Source organism: Flavobacterium sp. N502540 (assembly GCF_025947365.1).
Taxonomy (GTDB): domain Bacteria; phylum Bacteroidota; class Bacteroidia; order Flavobacteriales; family Flavobacteriaceae; genus Flavobacterium.
In genome coordinates this window covers 2097481-2110522 of the sequence record NZ_CP110012.1, presented here as the reverse complement: position 1 = coordinate 2110522, position 13042 = coordinate 2097481, and the positions used below count along the sequence as shown (strand labels likewise).

Below are 13042 nucleotides of genomic sequence, written 5' to 3'. Positions count from 1 at the left end.
ATAGCTCGTTTAATTCGACAAGATTTACGGATTCAAAATTAAATTTGCATCCGCAATCCATGCTTTTGCACCACCTTGCTTGTACGGAACCAAACCTAAGTTATTAAAAGTAGTTTTACCTTTTCGGACGGAAGCCATTAAAAGACATACTTGTGGAAGTTCCTGAATACCTAAGGCATTTTTTAACTTGACATTTTGCTCTTTTACCATGTCAGACGCTTCTGTATCTGACATATCCAGTTTTACCAAAATGACATTATCACGTGACCATACTGCAAAGTCAGGTGTAACAAAAATTTCACTCTGGATTCTCTGCGAGACTCCGGCAGCAGTGAAAAAAATTAATAAGGGCCGTTTTTGTGAATCACTCGCCATTATAGCATCATTCATATCTGTCTTCCAAATCAAATTTTGCGAATGCAGGCCAAACGAACCTAAAAAAAGTAATAAAATAAGTAGTTTTCGGTTCATACTAAAATTGGTTTTTTAAGTAGGTTAATGCGACTAAATTAACATAATATCTTCACCAAACAAGTGAAAATCAAATAAAATGAGTTAAAAAAACAGCATAAATTTAAATTCATTAATAAAGTCTTGAATTTTTAAGAAAATAGAAAAATATACTCTTTTAAATGACAAAACCACTGATTATCCGGATAAACTGTTCAAAAAAAAATCCCTTCTCACCCAAGAGCAAAAAGGGAATCTACAAATTAAACTAAGAAACTTAATTTAAATCTTACTACTCACCTGAATGCAAAATTGCATTTGACTCTGCAATCCAGGCTTTTGCACCACCCGGTTTATACGCGATTTTTCCTAAAGCGCTAAATGTGGTTTTATTTTTTCTAATCGAAGCACTTGCAAAACAAACTTCAGGCAAGTCCTCAACTCCAAAAGCATTTTTCAATTTGATCTTTTGCTCTCTGTCACTTTCATCAGCTGTACTGTCAGACAAATCAAGTTTTACAAGAATAACGTTGTCACGAGACCAAACAGCAAAGTCTGGAGTTTTAAAAATTTCGTTCTGAAGATTTTCCGGCACACCTGAGGCAGTGAATAAAATTAACATTGGTTTTTTCTGTTCATTACTAAGCGCAATAGCATCCGTCATATTTGTTTTCCAAACTAAATTCTGCGCCTGCATAAAAATTGAACCTAAAAAAAACAGTAGGATAAGTATTTTTTTGGTCATATTAAATTGGTTTTTGGTTAGAATATTAAGACGAAATTAACATAATATTTTAATTTTCCAATTTTTATTAATACAAAAAATATATTATCTATTTTTTTAACCAAAATAAATTACAAAATACACAATAAGTGTAAAATTTAGTTATTGCTTTTTCTTACGAAACAAAAAAAACTCCTTACCAAAAGGCAAGGAGTTTTTCTAACTATAATTGTAATTTAATGTTTGCTCTACGATTTTTTAGGATGCACAATTCCCTCAGCAACTGTTAACCAGGCAGTCGGACCACCGGCAACATATCCTGTCTGACCCAATCCTTTAAAATTCACTTTCCCGTCTTTTGACTCGGCGCTTGTGAAATAAATAGTCGGGAATCCCTGAATTCCAAATGCCTGCTGTAATTCATTATTCTGATTTTTAAGCTCCGGTGTCTGAGGTGTTCTTCTTGGATAATCAAGCTCAACCAACACCACATTCTCGGTCGCCCATTTTTTGAATTCAGCCGTTTTTAAAACCTCATTCTGCAAACGAATACACCACCCACACCAGTCACTTCCGGTAAAAAACATTAACAGAGGTTTTTTCTCTTTATTACTAACAGTGATCGCTTCTTTAACATCCGTATACCATTTTAACTCTTGTGCCTGCGTTACAAATGCTCCCGCTAAAAAAAGCGTTATTAAAAATATTTTTTTCATATCCTTTTATTTTACACACAAATTTAAACAAAAAAAGAATCGCAAAATGTCGTCTATTTTACTTCTTGCATTAATTTTCTAATAATTGGCGAAATTGCTAATAATATCAAGCCCGCAACTAGCGAATAAATAGCCAGTTGATAGTAACCTTCTGTATACGATTGCAATTTAGAAATCAAGGTGTCGCCGGTATTTGATCTGGAAATCTCGGCTCCCAGTTTACCCGCAGCCAACTGTCCAAAAGCACTTGCCAGGAACCACAACCCCATCATCATTCCGAATAATCTTTTTGGAGATAATTTGGTAATGATTGACATTCCGATTGGCCCCAGACAAAGCTCCCCAATAGTGGTTATCAGATAAGCAAACGTAAAGACATTCAATGAAGCAATTCCATTAGCATCAGCAAAGAATTTGGTCAGATAGAAGATGTAAAAAGAAGCTGCCAGGAATAAAAACCCAATTCCGAATTTAATTAAAGTATTCGGTTCAATTTTCCGTTTCCCTAACCATATCCACAACAAACCAATAAGCGGACTTAAAACTACTACAAAAAAAGTATTCGAACTGTTGTTCACAACGTTGGGATCAATTGTAAAAAACAACAATTTATTATTCAAATTATCTTTTGCAAAAAGCGATAACGATCCACCACTTTGTTCGTAAATAGAATTGAACAGGAAATAGAAAAATACAAACAGAAAAGCAGCAAAAAGTTTCTTTTGCAATTTAGAATCTCCCAGTTTAAACAATTCATAAGCAAAATACAAAACAGCAACTGTACCAATAGTATACATAAAATAATCCGTATACTTCGTATTCTTAACCATTATAAAAATAAAAGGCAAACTCAAAATAGACAGAGCATATACGGCTATCTCACGAATTCGTCTCTTTTGCGGTGTTAAATTCAATAACGGAGAATCACCAATTGGTCCTAAATATTTTTTAGTAAATAAGAAGGTGATCAACCCTAAAAACATTACAATTGCAGCGGATAAAAAGCACAATTGCCAAGAATAAAACTTCCCTAAATACACACACAAAGCACCACCAAAAAGTCCGCCAACATTTATACCGGCATAAAACATTCCGTAACCTGCATCCCTTCTACCATCATCTTCATGATACAATTCTCCGACCATCGAAGAAACATTGGGCTTAAAAAAACCTGTCCCAATAATAGAAAAAGCAATCCCGTAATAAAAGAAATCATGAGGAGAAACTGCAATTAAAAGATTCCCAAGAATCATAACGATTCCTCCAAAAAACAATGATTTTTTAAATCCTAATACTTTATCGGCAAAAATACCTCCAATAAAAGTAAAGGCATATACAAAAGCCTGAATAGCACCATATTGCTCGCTGGCATGATCTTCTTTCAAGAAAAGCTGATCGACCATAAAAATAACCAAAACCCCACGCATTCCGTAAAAGCAAAAACGCTCCCACATTTCGACAAAAAACAAATACCATAATTGTTTCGGATAATTGCCTTTAAAATTTTGAATTTCTTCTAAAGTGACTTTTTGCTCCATTTATTTATAAATAATTAATTAATTCCTCTCTCTTTCATCACTTTGTTAAGCTGCTTTACTAAAGCAAACATCAATATTGTCGCAAACATTAACAACGCAAAATTTACCCAAAAAAAGTTGACTTTATTGTCGTAGCTATCCCACATACTGGCTAAAACTCCACTTAGTTTATTTCCTATAGAAGTTGACAGGAACCAGCCTCCCATCATTAGGGAAGTTATATTAACGGGACTTAACTTGGAAACTACTGATAATCCCATGGGGCTCAAAAACAACTCACCAATTGTTATGATACCATAATTCGCTACTAACCACCAGGCACTGACTTTCTCTGCTCCGTTATTCCCAATTTTTACAGCAGCTATCATAACCAAAACAGACAGGGCCGAAATCAGCAAACCGAAAGCAATTTTCGTAGGTGTTGAAGGTTCTTTTTTACGCAGTCGTAAAAAAGAGAAAAAGGCAACAATCAAAGGAGTTAATATAACGACCCAGGCCGGGTTAATAGACTGGCTTAAATTTGTCGCCCAAAGATGAACCTTAGCACCTTCTGCCGGTAATTTATCCGGAGCAACATTTCTAAAATACAAAGGATAATTTACTTCTTTCTTAACCACTCCATTTACTTTTTGCAAACGAAACTGATCATCATATAATTCAGTAGAGTCCATTTTATACTCAACCTCTTTTGCCAATTTTAGCTTAGCAATAACCTTACCCGACGTCCCTGTTACTTCTCTGTCAGTATATCGATCTGCCCAGGTAGTAAGTGCCGAGCCATTAAGCTTAAAGACTGCCCAAAATAAAATCACCACTCCAAAAATAGCCAATAAAGCTCCTATTGATCGCTTATCTTCTGTTTTTGCTTTAAAATAAAGCGAGCCGTAAAAGAGGACTATTGGAATACATGCAAAAATAAAAGCGTCTGTACTGTCTGAACCAAATATAGAACTATTCACATTAGCATCTGAAGCTACTCCTTTTATCAACCAGCCAATTGCTCCAAAAACAAAAGAGGGCAATAAAATAAACAGTATAATTTTATAAAAAGGCATATCGCCTTCCTGCACTCCTTTTTTCTGGTCGTGTCCCACATAATGCTTCGTACCTAACAAAAACACCATAACTCCTATAAACATTCCGACACCGGCAGCCATAAAAGCCCAATGCCACCCCAAAAGGATTTGCAAAGCAGCTCCAAAGAAATTACAGATAAAACCCCCAACATTAATTCCCATATAGAAAATATTGTAGCCTTCATCTTTTTTATCTTTATACTCTTCTTTAGAATAAAAACTCCCCAGTAATGTAGAAATATTGGGTTTAAAAAAACCATTTCCAACAATTATCAAAGTCATGGCGATATAAAGCATGGTCAGATCATGCACTCCAATTAAGAAGTAACCGACCCCCATTAAAATTCCGCCAAGAATGACTGATTTTCTATATCCTAGATATCTATCAGCAATTAGTCCGCCAATAAACGGAGTCAGAAAAACCAAAGCTATAAAAGTCCCGTATAAATCAGAAGCTTCTTTCTCGGTCATCGCAAAACCGCTCTTTACATCTTTCAGATATAAAGTAAAAATTCCGATCATTAAATAATAACCAAAACGTTCCCACATTTCAGACAGAAACAGGAATGGCAATGCTTTTGGGTGTTTTTTCCACATAACTATAAAGTCTTTAAAATTAAAATTACCTACAAGCCTAAACCTGTAGGTAATTTTTTATATATGATTACGATTTATGTTATCTAACACCATGCATCATTCTTTTCAGAAATGGAGTCAAAGCAAATAATATGATTGCAGCAATACCAGTTAAAACAACAAATACCATGAAGAATTCGTATAAGTTATGAATTTCGAATCCGGCAAAGAAGTGGTTATGTGCACTAATTTGGTGGTGCTCTAGTAAAGCCAACTGTTCCGCTGTTGGTGTAATTTTGTTATCTAAAACAGCCTGAAGGTCAATTCCTAATTCTTTTGCTTTTGCAAATTTATCTCCGGTCGCCGGTAAAATTGAACCTAAAGTTCCTCCTAAAGCATAACCTGAAGCGTTTGACAAGAAGAATACCCCGTACAATAATGAAGCAAAACGTTTTGGAGAAAGTTTACCTACCAATGACAAACCAATTGGAGACAAACATAATTCAGCACATGTATTTAAGAAATATAATAAAATAAGCCATTTTACCAATAACAACCCTGATGTTCCGATATAAGAAACCTGAGTAGCGATCATAAAGAAACTAACCGAAATTACCACTAAACCAACGGCTAATTTTACCGGTGAAATTGGCTCTTTCCCTTTAGCTCTCAAAGTATCCCAAAGTACACTAAATGGCACTGCTAATAATACTACGAATAGTCCGTTAAAAATCTGAACCATTGACGGAGGCATTTGCCATCCGAAGAAATTTCTATCCGTTTGGTTGTCTGCAATAAAAGTCAATGACGAACCTGCCTGCTCAAAAGCTGCCCAGAAGAAAATAATAAAGAAAGAAACGATGTAAATTACAATAATTCTGTCTCTCTCTACTTTAGTCAAAGAAGTATCCGAAATAATTAATCCGGCCAATGACAAACCACTAGAATAAATCAAAGTATAAATCAAGTTCTGACCTACCACATAATGAAAGAAGAATCCTAAAGCTACAAAAGCGATTCCGGCAATTGTTAAAGCTTTACTTGAGAAATTAGCTTTCTGAGCTTCTCCTTCTTCAAAATCAGAGGCGTCATTTTTAGAAGGTAAACCTCCTAATGGTTTTCCTTCAGGAGAAACCACATATTTATTTTTCAGGAAGTAAAAAAGAATTGTTCCTATAAACATTGCAGCAGAAGCAGCAAGGAATCCCCATCTAAAAGCATGGATATCTCTAACCCCACCTGCATCTTTAACATCTCCTAACAAAGGGCAAATAGACTGACCTAAAAAGGCTCCAATATTGATACCCATATAAAAAATAGTAAAAGCACTATCCAATTTTGTCTTTTCCTGTTTAGGATACAAACTTCCTACCATACTTGAAATGTTTGGCTTGAAGAATCCGTTACCAAATACGATAACTCCTAATGCAGTGTACATAATAATCGTAGCAAACGCTCTGTTACCTTCAAAAACACTACCACTGGTAAACAACAACAATTGTCCGATTGCCATAAGCAACCCTCCCAAGATGATACAATTTCTGTTTCCTAAGAAACGATCGGCAACAAAACCTCCCAACATTGGCGTTAAATAACAAAGCCCAAGGAAACCTCCGTAAATCAAAGAAGCTTCTTCTTCCTTCATCAACAATGAATTTACCAGAAATAAAGTTAATAAAGCTCGCATTCCATAAAAGTTGAACCGTTCCCACATCTCCGTTCCAAATAATACCCAAAGTCCTTTTGGATGCGCTGTTTTTACCTGAGTTTCTCCCATATTCTTTATTATTTATTTAAGGTTTTTAGTTTTGTTTTATAATTATAAATTTTCTTTGATGAAGTTAGTCATTTTGTTGTAAAGCTGAATTCTGGTCTTTCCTCCATAAATACCATGATTTTTGTCCGGATAGATTTGAGAATCAAATTGTTTATTGGCCTGAATTAACGCTTCCATCATTTGCATTGAATTCTGTACGTGTACGTTATCATCTGCCGATCCGTGAATCAGTAAAAACTTCCCTTTTAGTTTGTCAACGTGATTTATTGGAGAGTTCTGATCGTACCCGCTTGCATTTTCCTGAGGAGTCTGCATGTATCTTTCGGTGTAAACGCTGTCATAAAAACGCCAGTTGGTTACCGGAGCAACAGCGATAGCCATTTTGAAAACATCATTCCCCTGAAAAATACAGTTTGAAGCCATAAATCCTCCAAAACTCCAACCGAAGATTCCAATTCTTGAAGCATCCACATAAGGATATGCTCCAATTACTTTTGCAGCGTCAATCTGATCTTCTACTTCGTATTTTCCTAATTCCTTCTGAGTAACTTTTTTGAAATCTGCCCCTTTAAAACCAGTTCCTCTACCGTCAACACAAACTACAATATAACCTTGCTGCGTTAAGGATGCAAACCAATAGTCGTCTGAACTATTCCAATCATTGTTTACCTGCTGAGAACCAGGACCGGAATACTGGTACATGAAAACCGGATATTTTTTTGAAGGATCAAAGTCTTTAGGTTTTAAAATCCACGCATTAAGCTCATTGCCTTTAGCTGTTTTTAAAACAAAAAATTCTTTTACTGGTAAATTGTAAGCGGCTAATTTATCCGAAAGCGCCTGATTGTTTTCGATAACCTGGATTTCTTTTCCAGTTTTTGCCTCATTTAAGGTATAAGTAGTAGGCTGTGTGCTGCTTGAGAAAGTATTGATAAAGAACTGAAAGTTTGGACTAAAAGTTGCCCCACTTGTTCCTGTATTTTTAGACAAACGAATTTTGTTCTTTCCGTCTAAAGCAATACGATAAATATCTCTGTTGATTGAACCATTTTCTGTAGACTGATAGAAAATTGTTTTATTTTTTTCATCGAAACCGTAGTAAGAGACTACTTCCCAGTTTCCTTTTGTAACCTGATTTTTAAGTTTTCCGTTTTTATCATATAAGTAAATATGATTAAATCCGTCTTTTTCGCTTGTCCAGATAAAGCTATTGTCTTTTAAGAAAGTTAAATTGTCATTAACATCAACATAAGCTTTGTCTTTTTCATTTAAAACTACTTTTGCCACAGCGGTAGTTCCATCCACAAAAAGCAAATCCATATTATCCTGATGACGGTTTAAAACCTGAGCCGATAATACATTGCTGTCATTTGTCCATTGTAATCTTGCGATATAAAAATCATTATAGTTTCCTAAATCAACTTTTTTACCCGCATTACTCACCGCATCATAAATATGTAAAGATACTACTGAGTTTTTTTCTCCTGCTTTAGGATATTTAAACGTTTCAATGGTCGGATATAAATCTTTCTGAAAGATTGACATCGAGAATTCCGGAACAGCACTTTCATCAAAACGGATGTAAGCTATTTTTTTACTGTCTTTACTCCAGTCAAAGGCACGAACAAAGGAGAACTCTTCTTCATAAACCCAGTCCGTGATACCATTGATGACAGCATTTTTCTTTCCATCGGTTGTAATTGCTGTTGATTTTTTGGAAGCCAGATCATATACATATAAGTTATTCTCTTTTGCATATGCGATTTTAGTTCCATCCGGAGAAAAAGTTGGTTCCTGAATCTGGAAATCAAACAATTTACTTAAAGTTTTTGTAGCAATATCATACAAAAAGTAATCTGCTGTAAACGAATGACGGAAAATTTTCCTGGTATTACAGGCAATTAAAATCTGTTTCTCTGAAGCATCAAAAGTATAACTGTCAATTCTCCCGTCAAGAGCTGCATGATTCTTTGTATCAATTAAATTGGCTACTTTTTTTAGTGTTGCAAAGTCATACAAATCAATTTGCATGCTTCTCGTGGCCTGATTTACATTTAGCACTGTATATTGTTCTGTATTCTTTAACGATTGGAGCTTATCCATTCCTTTTGCCTGAAATGCTCCGCCATATATACTCTCGACAGTGATCTTTTGCTGACCAAAAACAGTTGCAACTAACAATAAAAATATTACAGTAATTTTACCCGTATTCATTAGAATTATTTTAAATATAAAAAGAGCCCAATTTTAGTAAAAAAAATGAACATAATACCCATTTTAATTGTTAAATGTTAAAAAAAATAACGATTGCGTACTTTTCAATTTTCAAATACATAGCAAACAAAAGTCTTAAAATAGTATCTTTGTTGCAACTTTATTATTTAAAATACTGAGAATGAACAACGCTGTTGCCGGATTTTCGAAATTATCCAAAAAAGAAAAAATAAACTGGATTGCCAATACCTATTTTACAAGCCCTGAAGAAGCCCTTTCTATTATAAGAAATTACTGGAATTCAGACGAAAAGCTGCAGCAATTGCACGACGAATTCATCGAAAATACGATTACCAATCTTTACATTCCTCTTGGAGTGGCACCTAACTTCTTAATCAACGGAAAATACAAAACAATTCCAATGGCAATTGAGGAAAGTTCGGTAGTAGCAGCAGCATCAAAAGCAGCAAAATACTGGTCGACAAGAGGTGGTTTTAAAGCAACCGTTATTGCAACCGAAAAAATCGGTCAGGTACATTTTACCTTCAACGGAGATGCTGAAAAACTGCAGTCTTTTTTCAATCAGATTAAAACTAAATTCTTCACCGACACGCAAAGCATTACTAAAAACATGCAACAGCGCGGTGGCGGAATTTTAGACATAAAACTAAAAGACAAAAGAAGTCTTTTGGAAAATTATTTTCAGCTTCACGCTACTTTTGAAACCAAAGACAGCATGGGAGCGAATTTTATCAATTCGTGTCTGGAGCAATTTGCGACTACCTTAAAAGATGAATTTCATAATTCTGATTTGTTTTCGGAAAGTGAGACTCTAAAAGTAATCATGAGTATTTTGTCTAATTATGTGCCAAATTGCATTGTCAGAGCCGAAGTTTCATGCCCTATCGAAGATTTAACAGAAAAACACATTCCGAATCCGCAGGAATTTGCCGAACGTTTTGTTCAGGCCGTTCAGATTGCCGAAGTTGAACCTTTCAGAGCTGTAACTCACAACAAAGGAATTATGAATGGTATTGACGCTGTAATTCTGGCCACCGGAAATGATTTCAGAGCAGTCGAAGCCGGAGTTCACGCTTATGCTTCTAAAAACGGTCAATATTCAAGTTTATCTCATGCTAAAATTGAAGACGGAATTTTCACCTTCTGGCTTGAAATTCCTTTAGCACTGGGAACTGTAGGCGGATTGACTTCTTTGCATCCGCTGGTAAAACTATGTTTTGATATTCTAGAAAAACCTTCTGCAAAAGAATTAATGGAAATCGTTGCAGTTGCCGGTCTCGCACAAAACTTTGCCGCCTTACGCTCCTTAACTACTACCGGAATCCAGGAAGGACACATGAAAATGCACCTGAACAATATTATCAATCAATTTGAAGCAACCGAAGAAGAACGTCATTTAATTAAAACTCACTTTAAGAAAAATGCTGTTTCGCATAGCGCCGTTGTGGAATTTATTGAAAATCTAAGAAAAAAGTAAAATTTTTAAATTCCAAACTTCAAATTCCAAATTCCAATTAACCTTGGAATTTGGAATTTATACCGACGTTTGGGGATTGGAATTTAATTTATAATTGAAGAATGAAAACAACCTTTTACAGTAACGGAAAATTGCTTATTTCCGGAGAATACCTTGTTTTAGACGGAGCTGATGCTTTTGCCTTACCTACCAAATTTGGTCAGAATCTGATGGTTGAAAATGGCACAAATCAGGAAATCAACTGGAAAAGCTATGATTTTGACGGACAGCTATGGTTTGAGGATTCAATTCCTTTTTCAGAGATCATTGACAATCCAAAGTCAGAAATCGAGACTGTAAAAACGACTTTGATTCAAATTCTTCATGAAGCTTACCTTCTGAACCCGGATTTCCTAAAAGATACTGATGGTTATAAGATCAGCACACATCTTACATTTCCTAAAAACTGGGGATTAGGCACTTCGTCAACTTTATTGAACAATGTTGCGCAATGGACGAAAGTCAATGCCTTTACTTTATTAAAAAACAGTTTTGGAGGCAGTGGTTATGACATCGCCTGTGCACAAAATAACACACCAATTGTTTATCAAATTGAAAATAATACTGTAAAACCGATCTCTTTTAGCCCCGATTTTATAACAAACATTCATTTTGTCTATCTCAACAAAAAACAGAATAGTAAAGCAGCCATAAAAGCCTATTACAACAATAAAAATCAGAATTTAGCGCAAAATATAGCCGAAAACAACAAAATTACCTCTGCTCTTATCAACGCTAAAACAGCGAAAGAATTTGCTCTTGCTGCTGAAAAACATGAGGTTCATTTGAGTGATATTCTCGAAATGCAAACCATCAAAGAAGCCGCTTTTCCCGATTTCAATGGAGTTGTAAAAAGTCTTGGCGCCTGGGGCGGAGATTTTGTGATGGTGATCTCCAAAGAAGATCCCAGATCTTATTTTGCTTCAAAAGGATACGAAACCATCCTGAGTTACGAAGAAATGATTCTGCAAAAATAAAGTCATCAGATTTTAACCGATCTAAAACCAAAAGAAAGGAGATTTTAATTTACTTTTTTACTTTCGCGATCTTTGGTTTCCAGTTTTCTGACTTTTTGATTTTCCTGCTCATTAGATTCTCTAAGTGTGTTGTGCAGTCGCTCCGCCATTTTTTCTATATTATTGGTTATAGAATCATAGACTTCTTCCATTCGGCGGTGTTTTTCTTCTTTTACAGCTTTCAAAACATCCTCCACAAAAGCTTTATCGTATTTTTCGGCAACAGAATCCCGGGTATTGGTAAGCCTGATTACATAATCGTTGCCTAATATGGTTACTTTAAAATGCTGTTCTTCGTTACTCAAGTAATACTTCCCTCCTAATTCATCCCCATTGATTTCAGTGCTGCTCAATTTTAAAAGCTCTGTTATTATTCCGAAAATATGATTTTCAATCTTAGAATAGACTCTGGGCTTTCTTTTCAACAGCTTAAACATAAAAGTGGAATGCTAGATTACTAAAGTATTTATTCATCAGTCCTAAGTGGGTTTTGTTTGAATTTTGGAATATAATTTCAACAAATTAACTGTAATATTCTTAATACCACAAACTTTTAACCAAAATTCCTCACAAAAAATCTAAAAACCCAAACATTCTCTTAGAACGTTTCGGTTTTTATATTTCTATTTTCGACTTCTTCTTTTTCTTAATTGGAATACTCTAAAAAAATAAAAAATCGTACCAATGAGTAAAAAAAGAATAACAAAATAAAAATAACTTATAAGATAATAGGAATCGTAAAGACAAATTGTATAGAAACGCTGAGAAAAATATGAACAGATGAATAACACATTACACAATGCTAAAAAAATCAAATAGTTTCTAGTTATTCTTTTCATCGACGATTATTAAAAAAAGCATTATACATTTTAAAATGACCTAAGTATATATCCTGAAAACTAATATCTTCAATAACACTATGAATTAATATTTCTGGAAATTCTTGATACAGTAGTTTGGTTTCAACAATTGATTTAATGTCCAAAACCAAATCTTTCATTTTTCTCGGATCTAAATTTTCTTTCTCCAATTCTTCGATCCTAGATTTCGAAATTATCATTTGGTTCTTATGAATTATCGTCTCAATCATATAATAAGGAACCAAGATACTTAAATGTAAAGTAATGGAGCACAATTCACCTCCTTCAACAATATTCAAAAAAAAGGTATAACATCGATCTTCCCAATCCAGCCTGGAAAAATCTTCAAAACCCCTTAAAATTAAATCTTTATCAAACTCGACTCTAATACTATTTCGTAGTTTCTTATTGTCCTCAGAATCAAAATATTCAATTAATGTTTTCAATCTTTCATACTCCATAGTTTCTAAATACAATTCCTTTTGAGTCCAGGGGCATATATTTTTAGGGTAATATAAATATGCTATTTCTTTTAAAACTTCTCTTATCATATCTAAA

General features: G+C 34.5%; 11 protein-coding genes. 2 read left to right on the top strand and 9 right to left on the bottom strand.

What is annotated here, in order from left to right; translation table 11 throughout:
* Nucleotides 1–24 precede the first annotated feature (24 nt).
* The 7 genes from OLM58_RS09315 to OLM58_RS09285 form a co-directional block, all read right to left on the bottom strand.
* On the bottom strand, nucleotides 25–471 hold the full coding sequence (locus tag OLM58_RS09315; protein WP_017494798.1) for a hypothetical protein: 447 nt from the start codon (nucleotides 469–471) through the stop codon (nucleotides 25–27).
* A 271-nt stretch (nucleotides 472–742) separates the two neighbouring features.
* Nucleotides 743–1195, bottom strand: coding sequence for a thioredoxin family protein (locus tag OLM58_RS09310; protein ID WP_264532070.1), 453 nt, complete (start codon nucleotides 1193–1195; stop codon nucleotides 743–745).
* Between the two features lie 227 nt (nucleotides 1196–1422).
* The gene (locus OLM58_RS09305) at nucleotides 1423–1890 is read right to left on the bottom strand and encodes a thioredoxin family protein (protein WP_017494796.1); all 468 of its coding nucleotides are present in this window, start codon (nucleotides 1888–1890) and stop codon (nucleotides 1423–1425) included.
* A gap of 53 nt (nucleotides 1891–1943) precedes the next feature.
* On the bottom strand, nucleotides 1944–3428 hold the full coding sequence (locus tag OLM58_RS09300) for a peptide MFS transporter (RefSeq protein WP_264532069.1): 1485 nt from the start codon (nucleotides 3426–3428) through the stop codon (nucleotides 1944–1946).
* Nucleotides 3429–3442: 14 nt separating this feature from the next.
* On the bottom strand, nucleotides 3443–5101 hold the full coding sequence (locus OLM58_RS09295; protein ID WP_264532068.1) for a peptide MFS transporter: 1659 nt from the start codon (nucleotides 5099–5101) through the stop codon (nucleotides 3443–3445).
* Between the two features lie 79 nt (nucleotides 5102–5180).
* Complete coding sequence (locus tag OLM58_RS09290; protein ID WP_264532067.1) at nucleotides 5181–6857, bottom strand: peptide MFS transporter; 1677 nt, start codon at nucleotides 6855–6857, stop codon at nucleotides 5181–5183.
* A 42-nt stretch (nucleotides 6858–6899) separates the two neighbouring features.
* Nucleotides 6900–9071 (bottom strand): S9 family peptidase, encoded by a 2172-nt coding sequence (locus OLM58_RS09285; protein WP_264532066.1) that lies wholly within the window; start codon nucleotides 9069–9071, stop codon nucleotides 6900–6902.
* Nucleotides 9072–9252: 181 nt separating this feature from the next.
* On the opposite strand from OLM58_RS09285, the gene OLM58_RS09280 reads away from it, so the two are divergent.
* Nucleotides 9253–10569 carry a hydroxymethylglutaryl-CoA reductase, degradative gene (locus OLM58_RS09280; RefSeq protein ID WP_264532065.1) on the top strand — a complete coding sequence of 439 codons (1317 nt, stop codon included), beginning with the start codon at nucleotides 9253–9255 and terminating at the stop codon, nucleotides 10567–10569.
* A gap of 101 nt (nucleotides 10570–10670) precedes the next feature.
* The gene (locus OLM58_RS09275; RefSeq protein WP_264532064.1) at nucleotides 10671–11585 is read left to right on the top strand and encodes a GYDIA family GHMP kinase; all 915 of its coding nucleotides are present in this window, start codon (nucleotides 10671–10673) and stop codon (nucleotides 11583–11585) included.
* Between the two features lie 44 nt (nucleotides 11586–11629).
* Here the strand turns inward: OLM58_RS09275 and OLM58_RS09270 are convergent, their stop codons facing one another.
* Entirely contained in the window at nucleotides 11630–11977 is a 348-nt protein-coding gene (locus OLM58_RS09270) for a hypothetical protein (protein ID WP_264532063.1), read from the bottom strand.
* Nucleotides 11978–12459: 482 nt separating this feature from the next.
* A complete protein-coding gene (locus OLM58_RS09265; protein ID WP_264532062.1) occupies nucleotides 12460–13035 on the bottom strand; it encodes a hypothetical protein in 576 nt (191 codons plus the stop codon).
* Nucleotides 13036–13042 lie beyond the last annotated feature (7 nt).